The organism is Pseudomonas sp. 06C 126 (assembly GCF_001855215.1).
Classification (GTDB): domain Bacteria; phylum Pseudomonadota; class Gammaproteobacteria; order Pseudomonadales; family Pseudomonadaceae; genus Aquipseudomonas; species Aquipseudomonas proteolytica.
On sequence record NZ_MIFU01000081.1, the window covers coordinates 67,649 to 84,494 of the forward strand.

A 16,846-nucleotide genomic window follows, 5' to 3' on the forward strand; every position below is an offset into this window, starting at 1 on the left:
CGCGATCGGCTAGAATGGCCGCCTTGTCTTTGCCGAGTTGCCCATGAACCCCGTATCGCCAAATGCCCAGCTTGACTGGGACGACCAGGGACGCCCGCGCTCGCGGGTCTTCGACGACGTGTACTTCTCCGACCAGTCGGGCCTGGACGAAACCCGTTATGTGTTCCTTGAACAGAACCACCTGCAGCAGCGCTTTGCCGCGCTGCCCGAAGGTGGGCGGCTGGTGATCGGCGAGACCGGCTTTGGTACCGGGTTGAATTTGCTGTGCGCCTGGCAGCTGTTTGACCAGCACGCAGCGCCCGGCGCCCGCCTGCATTTTGTCAGTGTCGAAAAGTACCCCCTGAGCCGTGCCGACCTGCAACGTGCCCTGGCCCTGTGGCCGGAACTCAAGCCGTGGGCCGACCAACTGCTGGCGCAATACGTGGCCATTCACCAGGGCTTCCAGCGCCTGGTGCTGGACGCAGGACGCGTGACCCTGACGCTGTTGATTGGCGATGCCCTGGAACAACTGCCGCAACTGGACGCGCAGGTCGATGCGTGGTTTCTCGACGGCTTTGCCCCGGCGAAAAACCCCGACATGTGGACCGCCGAACTGTTTGCCGAACTGGCCCGACTCGCGGCACCGGGCTCGACGATCAGTACCTTCACCAGCACCGGCTGGGTACGGCGCCTGCTCAATGGCGCCGGGTTCAAGATGAAGCGCACGCCGGGCATCGGTCACAAGTGGGAAATCCTGCGTGGCGAATTCCTCGGCTGGCCGTCGCAAACACCCGCGCCGCCAGCGATCAAGCCCTGGTTCGCCCGCCCGCCGGCGCACCGCGGTGAACGCCGGGCCTTGGTCATCGGCGGCGGCATGGCCGGATGCACCACCGCGGCCAGCCTTGCGGCGCGGGGTTGGCAGGTCAGCCTGCTGGAGCGCCATGACGGCCTGGCGCAAGAAGCCTCAGGCAATCCTCAGGGTGTGCTGTACCTCAAGTTGTCCGCCCATGGCACCGCGCTGTCGCAGATGATTGTCAGTGGTTTTGGTCATACCCGCCGCCTGCTCCAGCATTTGCAGCGCGGGCTCGACTGGGACAATTGCGGGGTCTTGCAACTGGCCTTCAATTCCAAGGAAGCCGCACGCCAGGCGCAATTGGCAGCAGCCTTCGATCCGCAGTTGGTCCATCAACTGGATCAGCAGCAGGCGCAGGCGCAGGCCGGTATCGGCCTTGAGTCAGGCGGTTTGTTCTACCCCGAGGGCGGCTGGGTCCACCCGCCCGCATTGTGCGAATGGCAGGCGCGTCAGCCGGGCATCGAGATCCTGACCCTTCATGATGCCCTGGACCTGCGCAAGGTCGATGACCAATGGCAAGCCTTTGACGGCGAGCGGTTGCTGGCCAGCGCACCGGTGGTGGTGCTGGCCGGGGCGGCCGAGGTCAAGCGCTTTGCGGCGAGTGCCCAATTGCCCCTCAAACGGATCCGCGGGCAAATCACCCGCGTGCCACAGACCGGCAGCAGTCAAAGCCTGGCCACCGTGGTTTGCGCCGAAGGCTACGTGGCCCCGCCTCGCCTGGGTGAACACACGCTGGGGGCCAGCTTCGATTTCAAGAGCGACGACTTGACTGCCACCACCGCCGACCACGCGGGCAACCTGGCACTGCTTGCGGCCATCTCGCCCGACCTGGCCGCACGCCTGCAAGCCTCCAGCCTCGCCCCGGACACCCTGCAAGGCCGTGCCGCGTTCCGCTGTACCAGCCCGGACTACCTGCCGATTGTCGGGCCGTTGGCCGACAGCCCGGCCTTCGCCGAGGCCTACGCGGCCCTGCGCAAGGATGCGCGCCAGACGCCCGACATAGCCTGCCCCTGGCTGGACGGCCTGTACGTCAACAGCGGCCATGGCTCCCGTGGGCTGATCACCGCACCGTTGAGCGCCGAGCTACTCGCCGCCTGGCTCGACAACGAGCCACTGCCCTTGCCCCGAAGCGTGGCCGAAGCCTGCCACCCGAATCGTTTTGCCCTGCGCACGTTGGTGCGCAGCAATGTGACCGGGCATTCAAGCTAACGGCAAACCGCAGCCGACCAACTCTTGGTATTTCAACGCCTCCTCGGTGAGGCGTTCCAGCTCTGCTTGTTCGGCCAGCCTCTGCTCCCTGAGCACCTCATTCATCTGGTCGCGATAGGAAGCGTCATCCAGGGTCAGGCCCTGATCGAACACCGCTTGCAGGCGCTGGTCGTAGGGCTCGTTCACCTGCTCGAAGCCGCGACTGAAGGTGCGCTTGAGATAGCCGACCCAGAATGGCAGCTCCACCAGAAACTTCTGCAGCGCCGGCGACAACTCGGCTGCCCGCAACCGAGACTCGGCAGCGCGCAACGCCTGCGGCGTGACCCCGCCCAATCGGGAAAAGCGCATGTGCCGGGGTTGGCCCGGCAAGTAAAACTGATCGACCAGCCCGGTACGGTACGCAAGGCTGACCTCCAGCGGGTCCGACAGCGGATACTCGTTGCTATGGGCGCGGGCCATGCCCTCCAGTTGCTCAAGGCGGAACAGGCCCTTGCCCAGGCGCAACAACGATTTGGCATTCATCTGCCCGCCTTCCAACAGCCTGGTTGCTTCGTTGACCTCAACCAATACTTCCAGATTGCTGAAACTCACTGCGGCGGCGTCGTCACAATTCAACGGTGTGCCGGCACGCTCAAAAATCTCTTCGCGCACTTTCACATCGGCGGCAGCGGCATCCAGTACCCGCCATACCCGACGCGCCATATCTTCACGCACCTGCATCGAATCGGCCGTACCCCCCAGCTCGGCCAGCAGCTTGAACAGGCCGTCGGAACCGGGTTCATCATTGAGTCCCTTCCAGGCCAGCTCCTTCTCGGCCACCCCCCTGGCCCCATCCTGCGTCAACCATAGCTCCCGGGCGCGCTGCTCGTTGAGCCGGGCGATATCGTCCTCGATAAACCCCATGCCCACCCCCACGCTGTTGCGAAAGTTGCTCAACAACAGTTGACTGCGCGAATCCAGCGGGTTGTGGCGCAAGTTAATCATCTCGGCCCTTTGCCGCGTCTGGGTGAAGAGCCAGCCGGGCAACTGGGCGATGTCATTGTCACGCAGGTCAACACTTTCCAGATTAGGAATGCGCAGCAGACCACTGGGCAAATCCTTGAGTCGGCAATTGCTCAGGACCAGATGGCGCAACTCAAACATCCGACTGACCAGCGGCGGATCGATCAACGGGTTGTCGCTGAGGTTCAAGACCCTGAGCCCGCGCATATCCGCGAGCTTGGCCCGCGTGTATTCGGTGAGTTGCAAGCGGTTGCCGTTCAAGTACAAGCGTTGCAGTTCAGGCATCTGGGACAGCGCTTCGGGCAAAAGCGTCAGCTCGTTACCGGTCAGCTCCAGCGAACGTAGACCTTTGAAGTGCTTGAGAAAGTAGGCAACGTCATCGTTGAGTCCCATGCGCTTGAGCGACAGTTGCTCGATGGCGTCAAATCGGATGCTCGCCGGCAATGTCGGCAAGGGGCCAACGGCCATACCATCGAGGCTCAGGCTGGGAACCTTTTCACCGTATGCATCGGCCAGCAGCATCGCCGATTGCCAGCAGCGCTTGATCGTCTGCGCCGATTGCAGGCGGCTCCAGCGATAGTCCGCCACGGGGTTGGGTAGTTTCTCCAGCGAAGCCGTCTCGCTGCACCACAGCTTGAGCGCACGGCGCAGGGCCTCGTACTGCTGTTCAAGCGCGCGAACCGCCTTGGCCCGGGCCAGGTGATCCGGCCCCAGCCCCTGGAGGAAGGTCGCGATGCGCGCCTCATCAAACAACGGGTAGAGCTTGCGCACCTTGCGCACCAGTTCCAGCGGATGCTTGACCTGCTCCTTCCTCATCGCCTGCACGCAGGCCACCGGTTGCTCGGGCAGCGCCGCCCGTTCAGGCCAGAGGTAACGGGAAAGCTGGCCGCGTTCATCCCGCGCCTTGAATATGACTTTATTACGCAACTGAACGTCGGCGCTGCTCCCCTCCAGTTGCAACCTTGCGCGCTGTGCGGGCGCCAGGCTCTCGAGAACGGCCTGATAGAAACCCTGTGGGCCGCCGAATGCCTTGCCCGCCACGACGCCCTGTGAGTCGAGGGTTTCAAAACCCTTGGCCGAATGAATCAACGTCCGTCTAAATACAGCGGCCTGGTTGCCCGCCTGCCCCAGCACCCGCCCCGTCGCTGACGCTTGGCGCAATTGCAGAAAAACATCTTCGGGCCAGCCCGGCAGCCCGTCGAACAACCCCAGCGCCAGGCGCCACGTAGCCTCATCCGCCAACTCCGGCAGATGCAAGCCGAGCACGGCCTGATCTTCATACAGCGTTTCCAGGGTTTCCCGCGCCCGCTGCGCCACCAGCAGCGGGATCCGCCCGGTGCGCCGCAATGCCCAGCGTTGTTCGGTCGGGATGCCAGTCATGACCTCCCACGCCAGGCGGGTCGGTAACTGCGAGTAGTGCTGCTTGAGCAGGCCATGATCACCCAGGTCGAGCCTGTCGTAATCCTCGTACAGCTTTTCGTACACCCGCCGATGATTGGGCCTGAGGGCGGCAGCCAAACGCCGCCTCAATACCGCGGGCGCCGCCTGCGCCGAATACACCCCGCCCAGCAATTGCTGGCTCTCATCGGCGTCCAGTGCCGCCAGCGTCGTGGAGATGACCTTGCCTTCGTGCAACTGCTGTTCGGTAATGTGAATACTCAGGTCTTCATAGTCGAACGGTGCCGTGTCAGGGTAGCGCTCAAGCAATACACCCTCTTGGTCCAGCACCTCGAAAAACCTTCCCTGGGGCCAGCCTTCGACCATGGGCAGCGCCAGCAACTGGGTATGCGCCGTGCTCGGATCCGGGGACGGCTGGTGCTCCAGTTGCCAGAGCAGATCCCGGACCTTTTGATTGAGGTTGAACCGCATTGCACACTCACGAAAGCGCTCCGGCAGCGGTAGGCTTTCCAGGGCCAGTTGTTGCAGGCGGGGCGTGGTCATGTCGGTGATGCTGGCAATATCTTTCAGATGGCCGTCGGGCAGGTCTGCGAGGCTGGGGTCCAGGCGTTTGAGCAGGTACTCGGGGTCACGCCATTCGTGCAAATGCTCAAAGGTGAACTGCCAGCCGCCCTGACGATTGTGGGTCAGGAACGGGCGATATGCCGACTCGCGCAGCGGGTGCAAGGCCCGCCAGTAACCGGTGCGCTCATCAAAGGCAATGGCGTACAGCGAGCCCTCGACCTTGACATAGGACTGCCCAAGGATCTGATAGATACCCCTGGGGCTGGCCACCGTTCCTGTAATGTCCAGCGCCTGGCGATAAGGCATCGTTCGACCGCGCCACAAGCGCGAACTGCGGTCCCCTAGCTTGACGGCTTCCATCCCGTCGAAGAACCGCTGCGCATTGGCCTGCGTCTGTCGCAGTCGCCCCACTACGCTGGCACCGGCGGCGAACAACGCCATGGTGGCGAGGTTTTCTGCGACATTGACCAAATGCTTCAGCGCTTCCTGACGGTCATTGTGGCGCCAGTCCTCAACCCCCTCGAACACCTCGCCCAGCAGTTGGCCGACCGCCACGCCCATCATCAACTGGCCCAACAGCGGCACCACCAGGCCGGCCACGTTCAATACGGTCAGGCCGACATCCATGTAGTCCTGCAAGCGCTGCTGGCGGGCCTCTTCGTCGACTTGCGCCTTGGGCACCGCCAGGACCTGCGCGTCCAGTTGCAACTTAGTCACATAGGCACTGAAAAAAAACGCCGACAAGTTACCGATGACCGGCAACGGTTCTACGGCGTAAAGGGTGCGGGTGCGGTCGAACCGCTGGAAAAAATCGAAGCGCTGCGCCTCGTCGAGGTAGCCGTTAAAAAAAAGGCGGTAGCTTTTCACCTGAAGCTTGAGGGTCAGGTAGAGCTTGAAATCCTCCAGCGACGCATACCGGTACCACGGCCTGACCGGCTCGTTGGGCATGTACACCAGAAACGGCCCGCTGGCAAAAGCGTCGTAGGTGTGATGGGAAAATATCAACACGCTCCAGATGCAAACCTCATTGATACTCACCCCATGCCAGGCCAATGGTTTGCCATCGAGCAACATTGATGTGACCTCGCTCGCGGGAAAATCCGCGCAGATCAGTTGCTGCAACAGCCGGTAAGTGGCCTCGTCGAGATCGCGCCTGGCGTAGGCAATGTGCAGATCAACCTGCATGTCCATGCACCGCGATTGACCAATCGCGGCGAGTGCCGGGTTGTAACCGCGAGTGGGGTCGACCGGCCCTTCTTCGGGCGCGGGCAGATTGAAGATCTCGCGAATATGCGCCTGGTAGGCGGCCCCCAGGTCCAGCTCACGGCAATACTGCACAAACTGCGCAGCGGTCAACGTCGGCGATGCCAGCCGTTTCGCGCCGACACGTACCACGGCGGCCTGCGGCAGGCCACCGGGTGCGGCACTGGCCGCCGCAAAGTTCTGCATGGCGGCCTGCAACAGGCTGTGCTTTTGCAGGTTCACGGTTTCTATCAGCAGGCCGCCCAGATCCGGGCCGACTCCATTGAGGTTGCGTGTGGGTACCTCCAGTGTGTCGTGGTGGATATCCAGGGTGTTCAGCGCCTTGGTGGCCAAAAAGGCTGTGAGTTGCTCGGCGCAAAACGTATCCAGGGGCTTGACGCGGTTGAGTAACCGGCGCGCTCGCTGGCGGGGTGCCTCACTTTCCGCGTGGGCCTTTTCCAGGGCTTCAAGAGCGCCGGGCGTGGCCGCCTCCAACCACGTCGGCAACGTCTCGATCAGGGTCTGCGCCTTGTCCAGGTGGCCGGTGATATCCAGCAGGGCCCGCAACCGCTCCTCTGGCGCCACAACGCGGGGGGCCTGTTTTTGCTCGGGTGTTTGTGTCATCTACCACGTCCCTTATGACGTTGAACATGGCTCCACACCCTAAGCCCATCGCGCCTGAAAACCGATTCGAATAGCGGGGCGTTCAGCCCGCTGAACCGCCCACTATTTGTATGTCATTGCCTATCTATATACCGCCCTTCAACGCCAGGCCACGGCGTGCGATACCCGCTGCAAAAACAGCGCAGGCCATTTGCCTTATAACGCATTGTTCTAAAACTCCCGCAACACGGATGGGGTCAGTCTCTGGGTACCCGCCGTATTGACGGGTGCGTTTTTATCCCTCCCCAACGGAAAAACCGGTAAGGAATTTATGTGCGGATTAGCTGGCGAGTTACGTTTCGATGCCCAACCTGCCGACCTGGCAGCCATTGAGCGCATCACCCATCACTTGGCCCCTCGCGGCCCCGACGCGTGGGGTTTCCATGCCCAAGGGCCGATTGCCCTGGGCCATCGGCGCCTGAAAATCATGGACCTGTCGGATGGCTCCGCCCAACCGATGGTCGATGCCCAGTTGGGCCTGTCCCTGGCCTTCAACGGCGCGATCTATAACTTCCCCGAATTGCGCAGTGAACTCGAAGCCCTGGGTTACGCGTTTTATTCCGGTGGCGATACCGAAGTGCTGCTCAAGGGCTACCACGCCTGGGGCGAAGCACTGCTGCCCAAGCTCAACGGCATGTTCGCCTTCGCGATCTGGGAGCGCGACAGCCAGCGCCTGTTCATCGCCCGTGACCGCCTGGGCGTGAAGCCCTTGTACCTGTCGCGCACCGGCCAGCGCCTGCGTTTTGCCTCGGCGTTGCCAGCGCTGCTCAAGGGCGGCGATATCAACCCGATCCTCGACCCGGTGGCGCTCAACCACTACCTGAATTTCCATGCCGTGGTGCCCGCGCCGCGCACGTTGCTCGCGGGTATCGAAAAACTGCCGCCTGCCAGCTGGATGCGTATCGATGCCAACGGCACCACCGAGCAGAAAACCTGGTGGACCCTGCCCTACGGCCCCCATGAGGATGAAAAAAACCTGACCCTGGAAGACTGGACCGACCGCGTGCTCGACAGCACCCGCGAAGCCGTGGCGATCCGTCAACGCGCCGCAGTGGATGTGGGCGTGCTGCTCTCGGGCGGGGTGGATTCGAGCATGCTCGTGGGCCTGTTGCGGGAAGTGGGCGTGCAGGACTTGTCGACCTTCTCCATTGGTTTTGAAGATGCCGGCGGCGAACGTGGCGACGAATTCCAATATTCGGACCTGATCGCCAAACACTACGGCACCCAGCATCACCAATTGCGCATCGCCGAAAGCGAGATCATCGAGCAACTGCCGGCTGCGTTCCGCGCCATGAGCGAACCGATGGTCAGCCATGACTGCATCGCCTTCTACCTGCTGTCCCGGGAAGTGGCCAAGCATTGCAAGGTAGTGCAAAGCGGCCAGGGAGCCGATGAGTTGTTTGCCGGCTATCACTGGTACCCGCAGGTGGACGGGGCCAGCGACCCTTACGCCGCTTACCGCGATGCGTTTTTTGATCGCAGCTACGACGATTACGCCGCCACTGTCGCGCCGCAATGGCTGACCGCCAATGACGCCGCCGGCGACTTCGTGCGCGAACATTTCGCACAGCCGGGGGCCGATGCCGCGGTGGATAAGGCCCTGCGCCTGGACAGCACGGTGATGCTGGTGGACGACCCGGTCAAGCGCGTGGACAACATGACCATGGCCTGGGGCCTGGAAGCCCGTACGCCGTTCCTCGACTACCGCCTGGTGGAGTTGTCGGCCCGGGTGCCGGGTAAATTCAAGCTGCCGGACGGCGGCAAGCAAGTGCTCAAGGAAGCGGCGCGCCGGGTCATCCCCAGTGAGGTCATCGACCGCAAGAAAGGCTACTTCCCGGTGCCCGGCCTCAAGCACTTGCAGGGTGACACCTTGAACTGGGTGCGTGACCTGCTGCTGGACCCAAGCCAGGATCGCGGCCTGTTCAACCCGGCGATGCTCGACCGCCTGCTCACCGATCCACAAGGCCAACTGACCCCGCTGCGCGGCTCCAAGCTATGGCAATTGGCAGCGCTGAACCTGTGGCTCAGCGAACAAGGACTCTGATTGATGAAACCTCACGCCACGGCCTACAGCCAACGCCTGCTGCGCGGCCAGGCGCCTTCCTACGAGCGCTTGCAAGCGCGCCTGGCCGAAGACGGCAGCGAACCCAGCGCGCAACCCATCGCCGTGCATTGCGGCTGGGGCCGGTTGTTGATTGGCCATACCTTCCCTGACCCGGCGAGCCTGGCCCTGGAGTTGCTCAATGAGCAGCCGGGGGAACGGGATATCGCCCTGTATGTGGCCGCTCCCCAGCAGATCCTCGGGATCGATCCGCAACAGTTGTTCCTTGATCCGTCCGACACCCTGCGCCTGTGGTTCACCGACTACCGCCCGGCGACCCGGGTGTTTCGTGGCTTCCGCATTCGTCGGGTACAGAGCGAAGCCGACTGGCAGGCCGTCAATCGCCTGTACCAGGGCCGCGGCATGTTGCCGGTGGATGCCAACCTGTTGACCCCGCGCCATCAAGGTGGCCCGGTGTACTGGCTGGCCGAGGACGAAGACAGCGGCGCGGTGATCGGCAGCGTCATGGGCCTCAATCATCAAAAGGCCTTCCACGATCCGGAAAGCGGCAGCAGCCTCTGGTGCCTGGCCGTAGACCCGCAATGCTCGCGGCCGGGGGTCGGTGAAGTGCTGGTGCGCCATCTGATCGAGCACTTTATGAGCCGTGGCCTGAGTTACCTGGACCTGTCGGTATTGCATGACAATCGCCAGGCGAAAAGCCTCTACGCCAAGCTCGGCTTTCGTGCCCTCACCACCTTCGCGATCAAGCGCAAGAATGGCATCAACCAACCGCTGTTCCTCGGCCCGGGGCCTCAGGCGGGGTTCAATCCCTATGCGCGGATCATTGTCGAAGAAGCCCACCGACGCGGGATCGACGTGCAGGTAGATGACGCCGATGCCGGGCTGTTTACCCTCAGCCATGGCGGGCGGCGGGTGCGCTGCCGCGAGTCGTTGAGCGACCTGACCAGCGCCATCAGCATGACCCTGTGCCAGGACAAAAGCCTGACCCACAAGACCCTGAGCGCCGCCGGTTTGAAATTGCCGTCTCAGCAACTGGCCGCCAGCGCCGACGATAACCTGGAGTTCCTCGACGAACACCAGCGCATCGTGGTCAAGCCGCTGGACGGGGAACAGGGCCAGGGCGTGGCCGTGGACTTGCAGACCATCGAAGAAGTGCAAAGCGCTATCGAGGCGGCGCGCCCGTTTGACTCGCGGGTATTGCTGGAGAGCTTCCACGAAGGCCTGGACCTGCGCATCCTGGTCATTGGTTTTGAAGTGGTGGCCGCCGCCATCCGCCGCCCGGCCCAGGTGATCGGTGACGGCAAGCACAGCGTCGGTGCGTTGATCGAAGTGCAAAGCCGCCGACGCCAGGCGGCCACCGATGGCGAAAGCCGCATCCCCATGGACGACGAAACCCTGCGCACCTTGAAAGCGGCGGGTTACGGCTACGACAGCATTTTGCCTTCCGGCGAAGTGCTGGCCGTGCGGCGCACCGCCAACCTGCACACCGGCGGTTGCCTGGAAGATGTCACGGCGATCCTGCACCCGACCCTGGCGGACGCTGCCGTGCGTGCCGCGCGCGCCCTCGACATTCCCATGGTGGGCCTGGACCTGATGGTGCCGGCCGCCGACCAGCCGGAATATGTATTTATCGAAGCCAATGAACGCGCCGGCTTGGCCAATCATGAACCGCAACCGACTGCGGAGAAATTCGTGGATCTGTTGTTTCCCCATAGTCAGTCCACGGCTTGAGATAGGCGTTGACTGGTCGGCCCTCATCGCGGGCAAGCCCGCTCCCACAGTGGTACGCGATCAACTGTAGGAGCGGGCTTGCCCGCGATGAGACCAGCCCAGGCACCAATACCCTCAGCCCCCTCATCGAAACCATCGATGCCCTCAACTCATCAGGAGTTTCCATGACCCGAACCATCCCCGAACCGGATCTCAACTACCTGCAGAAAGTGCTGCTGGAAATGCTCGCCATCCCCAGCCCCACCGGCTTTACCGACACCATCGTGCGTTACGTCGCCGAGCGTCTCGAAGAACTGGGCATCCCCTTTGAAATGACCCGTCGCGGAACCATCCGCGCCACCCTCAAGGGCCAGCAAAACAGCCCGGACCGCGCGGTTTCCGCGCACCTGGACACCATCGGCGCTGCCGTGCGGGCGATCAAAGACAATGGCCGCCTGACCCTGGCCCCCGTGGGCTGCTGGTCCAGCCGCTTTGCCGAAGGCAGCCGCGTGAGCCTGTTCACCGACAATGGCGTGATCCGTGGCAGCGTCCTGCCGCTGATGGCTTCCGGGCACGCGTTCAATACCGCCGTGGATGAAATGCCGATCAGTTGGGACCATATCGAGCTGCGCCTGGACGCCTACTGCACCACCCGTGCCGATTGCGACTCCCTAGGGATCAGTGTCGGCGACTTCGTGGCCTTCGACCCGCTGCCGGAGTTCACCGAAAGCGGCCATATCAGCGCCCGCCACCTGGATGACAAAGCCGGGGTCGCCGCCTTGCTGGCGGCGCTCAAGGCGATCGTCGACAGCGGTGAACCGTTACTGATCGACTGCCACCCGCTGTTCACCATCACCGAAGAAACCGGCAGTGGCGCGGCGGCGGCATTACCCTGGGATGTCAGCGAATTCGTCGGCATCGACATTGCACCGGTCGCCCCCGGCCAGCACTCCAGCGAGCATGCCGTGAGCGTCGCGATGCAGGATTCCGGCGGGCCCTACGACTATCATTTGTCCCGTCACCTGCTGCGCCTGGCCGCCGACCATGAATTGCCGGTACGCCGCGATCTGTTTCGCTATTACTTCAGCGATGCCCACTCGGCCGTGACGGCCGGGCACGATATCCGCACGGCGCTGCTGGCCTTTGGCTGCGATGCGACCCACGGTTACGAGCGGACCCATATCGACAGCCTGGCGGCATTGAGTCGCCTGCTTGGCGCCTACATCCTCAGCCCGCCGGTATTTGCCAGCGATGCCCAGCCCGCCCAGGGTTCCCTGGACCGCTTCAGCCATCAACTGGAGCACGAGACGCAAATGGAGAGCGACACCCGCGTGCCGTCAGTGGATAGCCTGGTCGGGCAGAAATCCTGAAGCTGGCAACAATGATCCCGGCACAGTAGGATCGCCGGGATCAACCATTTGAGGCTTGTATGCTGATTCCCCACGATGCACTTGAAGTCGACACCCTGACCCGCCTCATTGAAGACTTCGTCACCCGCGACGGCACCGATAACGGCGACGACACGCCCCTGGAAACCCGCGTACTGCGTGTACGCCAGGCGTTGACCAAGGGCCAGGCGCTGATCGTTTTCGATCCGGAAAGTGAACAGTGCCAACTGATGCTCAAGCACGACGTGCCCAAGCATCTGTTCGACTAAGGGTTGGGCACGGGCACCGGATGGGTCGCCCGCGGCGGCCCCTGCTGGTTGCGGATTTTTTCGTAGACCTCCGCCCGATGCACATTGACCCCTGCCGGCGCTTCCACGCCGAGTTTCACCTGGAAGTTGTTGACCTCCAGGATCCGCAGGGTGATGTGATCGCCGATGGAAATGATTTCGCCTACGGTGCGGCTAAGTACCAGCATGGCGTTTGTCCTTTGAAAGTTACCGGACATCGACCATGCGCCCTCCCCCATGCCCCATCAATGCCTTGCCAGCTAAACAGACCTCCCCTACAAGCCCTGGTTAACGTTACTGACAGACAAATATAAAAAACGCCGCAAAAGAGCAAAAAACCAAACGCACCGTTTACTCTGTGGCGAGGGGGCTTGTCCCTAGCCACAACAAGCGCCTGAACCACACTTGCCCCTGCGCCCGTTAACTTTTGACCGACTGGGCCTTGGCGCGCATTTTTTCCGACATGCTGGTCATTTCGTCATACAGCAACTGCGGGTTTTTCTGCTTCAAGGCCCAGGCCATCCGCCCTTGTTCATGGGGCAGGATCATGAACTCACCGGCCGCCACGCGCTGGTAGATGTAATCGGCGATGTCCGCCGCCGTGATCGGTGAGCTTTCCAGCAGCTTCCCGACCTGGGCCTTCATCGCCGGGGTGGGGCCGCGGAACGAGTCGAGTAGGTTAGTCTGGAAGAACGACGGGCAAACCACATGTACCCCGACTTCCTGCTGCTTGAGTTCCACCAACAAGCTTTCCGAAAGCGCCACCACACCAGCCTTGGCCACGTTGTAGTTGCTCATGGCCGGGCCTTGCATCAGCGCCGCCATCGAGGCGATGTTGATGATCCGGCCCTTGCTTTTTTCCAGCAGCGGCAGGAAGGCCTTGCAGCCCTTGACCACGCCCATCAGGTTGATTGCGATCTGCCAGTCCCAATCCTCCAGGGACAATTCACTGAAGAACCCACCGGAGGCGACCCCGGCGTTGTTGACGATCACATCGATACCGCCCAGCTTGACTTCGCAGGCCTGGGCAAAGGCAGTGAGCTGGCTGTAGTCACGCACGTCGCAGCGCTGGATAAAGCCATCGCCACCGGCCTGGCGCACCAGCGCGAGGGTTTCCTGCAAACCCGGCTCACTGACATCCGACAAGGCCAGTTGCCAACCTTCGCGGGCCCAGCGCAGAGCGATTTCGCGACCCAGGCCGGATCCGGCGCCAGTGATCATCATGCGATTTTGCATAGGAAGTAGCCTTGTGGTTCAGGGAAGAAGTACGCGCCAGTGTAGCGAAGGTTATTCACCGCCCCATGCACCATCAAGTTGCTGAATGCCGCGGGCAAACCAAGGGCCCGGTCGGATGCCAGGGCCTGAGGTTAGTTCAATCTTTTTAAACTAAGTGCGAAGCCGCACTGCAATTAAAAAGGAAATAAGCCGGTGGCCAAATCGCTTTAAAAAAACAGGGAATTTTCTGCAAAGTGCAGGAGTCGGATTGGTTAAGGCAGCCGTTTTAGATGTGCGGCTCTGACAATTAACAATCAGGTCTTTTCAGAAGACGAATAAGGAAAACAACCTATGAGCCTCATTCTTATCATTGTTCTGATCCTCCTGCTGGTCGGCGGCCTGCCGGTGTTCCCGCACTCGCGCAACTGGGGTTATGGGCCATCGGGTATTCTCGGTACGGTGCTGGTGGTGCTGTTGATTCTGTTGTTGCTGGGCAAGATATAACGGCGTTGATTGCATAACTGTAGGAGCGAGCTTGCTCGCGAAGAACTCAGCCGCACTGCGGTTATCCAGAACAAACGTGTTGCCTGGGCATTTTTCGCGAGCAAGCTCGCTCCTACAAAAAAAAGATGCAAAAAAAGAGGCCTTGAAGAAGGCCTCTTTTTTATTGCCTGGCGATTAGTCCGGCTTACCGTCTACCACGCCTGCGGTGTTATCCAGCAGGCTCTTGGTAGCGGTCTGCAGGAACGACTCAAGTTTCTGCTTGAGTTGTGCCTCATCCGCCGACTCAGGGATTACCTTGCCGGTAGGGTTGGCGCCCAGTTCGTATTGCCACAGTTTCGGTGGCATCTCCTTGGGCAATACCAACACACGGTCAGCCGTGAGCAAGGCCACGGTCTGGTCGCTGCCCGATGGCTTGATCACGCCAAAGCCCTTGTCGCCTTCCGGCAGGTTGAGCAGGTCACGGCCCCAGCACTGGTGACGGGTTTCGCCGCCCAGGCGGCCCATGATGGTCGGCACGATGTCGATCTGCGTACCCACGGTGTGGTCGCGCACGCCGAACTTGTCCTGCATGCCCGGGGCAATCAGCAGCAGTGGCACGTTGAAGCGGCCCAGGTCCATTTCGGTGATCTGTTGCTCGTTACCAAAACCATGGTCGCCGACGATCACAAACAGGGTGTCCTTGAAGTACGGCTCTTTGCGGGCCTTCTCGAAGAACTGGCCCAGGGCCCAGTCGGAGTAGCGCATGGCCGTCAAATGTTCGTTGAGGCGGCCACGATCAGTCACCGGCTCGACCGGCAACGGCGTCGGCAAGGCGTACGGCGTATGGTTGGACAGGGTCTGCAGCAGTGCGTAGAACGGCTTGCCGCCCTCGCGCGCCTTCAACTCTTGCAGGCCACGGTCGAACATGTCCTGGTCGGACACGCCCCAGGTCGGATCGGAGAACACCGGGTCGACGAAGTCATTGCGGCCGATGAAGTTGGTCATGCCCTGGTTGCTGAAGAAGCCCGACTGGTTATCCCAGGCGAAGTCGCCGTTGTAGACATACACATCGTCGAAATCACGGGCACTGAGCAATTGCGGCAAGCCCGACAACTTGTGGCTACCTTCCGGGGTCTGCATCAGGTATTCGAAGCCTGGCAGGTTCGGGAAGCACGCCATGGTGGCGAACATGCCCTGGTGGGTGTGGGTGCCGTTGGAGAAGAAACGGTCGAACAGCAGGCCTTCCTTGGTCAACTCATCGAAGTACGGCGTGATCTTGCCGTTGCTGCCCAACGCGCCCACCGAGTGACCGGCGAAGCTTTCCATCAGGATCACCACGACGTTCTTGATCGGCAGGGTCTTCTCGGCCGGTGGCGTGAAGTCACGGCGCACGGCGGCGGTGTCGGTATCCACCAGTTTTTCGTCAGGCAACACCAGCATGTCACGCACGGTCTGGGTGGCCAGCGGTTGCTCCAGGGTGGCTTTCCAGACGTTCTCGCGATGCTCGGAGAAACGCGCCTTGGCCGCACCGATCAGTGACAGCGTACCGTTGAGGCCCAGGTGGTTGGCGAAGTTGGAGTCGGTGGTGTAAACGTCACCCCAACGCAGCGGCGGGCCCTGGCGCAGGGTGCCACGCGCGGCGACCACGGCAATCAGCAAGCACACCACGAACACGGCGATGCGGCTGTACCACGGGGCAACCTGGCGGGTGCCGACGGTGCCACCGCTGAACGGGCCACGGGGCCGCGTTGCACGATCAGCGCCTTTGAAGGCGATGCTCAGGATAAACGTACCCACGGCCCAGCCCAGCAGGTAGCGCACCACCGGGAAGCCGTACCAGAGCATGCTCATCACGGTTTTCGGATCTTCCTTGACGTACTGGAAGACCAGGCCGTTGAGGCGCTGGTGGAACTCGCGGTAGAAGTCCATCTCCATCAGGCCAAGGAACAGCGCGATGCTGGAAACCACGGTCAGCCACAACCGGAAGAACCCGCGGGCGGCCATGGCGCGCACGCTGAACAGCGCCAGGATCAGCGGGATGCTCAGGTACACCACCAGGCGCAAGTCCAGGCGCAGGCCGTTGACGAACGCTTCAAGGAAGGTCGAGGCCGGGGTGTCGAGCATCATGTCGCTGTTGTAGACCAACAGCCCGAGTCGCAGCAGGGAGAGCATCACCATCATGACCAGCGCGCAAAGCAGCGTGTAGGCCAGGTGGGATTTGACGGTGGGTTGCAGCAGGCGATTAGAAGCTCGCTGCTGATTCAGGGCGTCCGGGTTTGCCATGTTGTTTGAGGACCCATTGGAAGTTTAAGTGGCGAAATAATGCAGCGGCGTCCTGCCCAGGCCAGTAAAGGCACAGGGTCCAGGGTATTACGCGGTGGGCAGATGGTGCCCGATCAACGTCGGCAACGCTATTGATTACTCATCGCGCAGGGCTCCTGGCGGCACAGAGGGACCGTGGCAGGAAAATAAAGCGGGGGAATTGTCTTGGATGAAGTGTGAAAATTTTGTGCAGCGAATATCCAGACACACAAATCTAATGGATGTGGGGTACAAAAATGAGGGGGGCATTAGGATCTACACAAGTTGCTCTTTGGGGGTGTGTACATATCCGTTGCTGCGGTCACGGCGGCTATTGGTTCCGCTCTTACAGCGGGTCACTTTCGAAGAGCGCGAAAGTAACCAAAGCGCTCATGCCCCACCACTCGGTGCCTCGCCTAGGCTCGGCATGCCCGCAGTCAGGCATTGCTCCGTGGGCCCGCCGCGATCGGCCATCCATGGCCGTGTCGCG

The 16,846-nt window shown here is 61.9% G+C and carries 10 protein-coding genes; 6 read left to right on the forward strand and 4 right to left on the reverse strand.

From position 1 onward, the window contains the following. Positions 1-43 precede the first annotated feature (43 nt). Positions 44-2,041, forward strand: a complete 1,998-nt coding sequence (gene mnmC, locus BHC62_RS12650; protein ID WP_070995212.1) for a bifunctional tRNA (5-methylaminomethyl-2-thiouridine)(34)-methyltransferase MnmD/FAD-dependent 5-carboxymethylaminomethyl-2-thiouridine(34) oxidoreductase MnmC — start codon at positions 44-46, stop codon at positions 2,039-2,041. Here the strand turns inward: mnmC and BHC62_RS12655 are convergent. Further along, on the reverse strand, positions 2,033-6,871 hold the full coding sequence (locus BHC62_RS12655) for an NEL-type E3 ubiquitin ligase domain-containing protein (protein WP_070995213.1): 4,839 nt from the start codon (positions 6,869-6,871) through the stop codon (positions 2,033-2,035). The two genes, mnmC and BHC62_RS12655, sit on opposite strands and share 9 nt — an antisense overlap. A 310-nt stretch (positions 6,872-7,181) precedes the next feature. On the opposite strand from BHC62_RS12655, the gene BHC62_RS12660 reads away from it, so the two are divergent. From BHC62_RS12660 to BHC62_RS12675, 4 genes are all read left to right on the forward strand, one after another. Further along, positions 7,182-8,954 (forward strand): N-acetylglutaminylglutamine amidotransferase, encoded by a 1,773-nt coding sequence (locus BHC62_RS12660; protein WP_029298748.1) that lies wholly within the window; start codon positions 7,182-7,184, stop codon positions 8,952-8,954. Between the two features lie 3 nt (positions 8,955-8,957). Beyond that, on the forward strand, positions 8,958-10,703 hold the full coding sequence (gene ngg / locus BHC62_RS12665; RefSeq protein ID WP_070995214.1) for an N-acetylglutaminylglutamine synthetase: 1,746 nt from the start codon (positions 8,958-8,960) through the stop codon (positions 10,701-10,703). Positions 10,704-10,867: 164 nt separating this feature from the next. Next, complete coding sequence (locus tag BHC62_RS12670; RefSeq protein WP_029298753.1) at positions 10,868-12,052, forward strand: osmoprotectant NAGGN system M42 family peptidase; 1,185 nt, start codon at positions 10,868-10,870, stop codon at positions 12,050-12,052. A gap of 59 nt (positions 12,053-12,111) precedes the next feature. Continuing rightward, complete coding sequence (locus BHC62_RS12675; RefSeq protein WP_003172962.1) at positions 12,112-12,339, forward strand: YheU family protein; 228 nt, start codon at positions 12,112-12,114, stop codon at positions 12,337-12,339. On the opposite strand, the gene csrA is transcribed toward BHC62_RS12675, so the two are convergent. Together csrA and BHC62_RS12685 are read right to left on the reverse strand one after the other, a co-directional pair. Next, on the reverse strand, positions 12,336-12,545 hold the full coding sequence (csrA, locus tag BHC62_RS12680; RefSeq protein WP_029298756.1) for a carbon storage regulator CsrA: 210 nt from the start codon (positions 12,543-12,545) through the stop codon (positions 12,336-12,338). The two genes, BHC62_RS12675 and csrA, sit on opposite strands and share 4 nt — an antisense overlap. 232 nt (positions 12,546-12,777) lie before the next feature. After that, entirely contained in the window at positions 12,778-13,593 is an 816-nt protein-coding gene (locus BHC62_RS12685) for an SDR family oxidoreductase (RefSeq protein WP_029298758.1), read from the reverse strand. A 330-nt stretch (positions 13,594-13,923) separates the two neighbouring features. On the opposite strand from BHC62_RS12685, the gene BHC62_RS12690 reads away from it, so the two are divergent. Further along, entirely contained in the window at positions 13,924-14,076 is a 153-nt protein-coding gene (locus BHC62_RS12690) for a DUF3309 family protein (RefSeq protein WP_032863216.1), read from the forward strand. 174 nt (positions 14,077-14,250) lie between these two features. On the opposite strand, the gene BHC62_RS12695 is transcribed toward BHC62_RS12690, so the two are convergent. Then, complete coding sequence (locus BHC62_RS12695; RefSeq protein WP_029298760.1) at positions 14,251-16,338, reverse strand: LTA synthase family protein; 2,088 nt, start codon at positions 16,336-16,338, stop codon at positions 14,251-14,253. Positions 16,339-16,846: the final 508 nt, after the last annotated feature.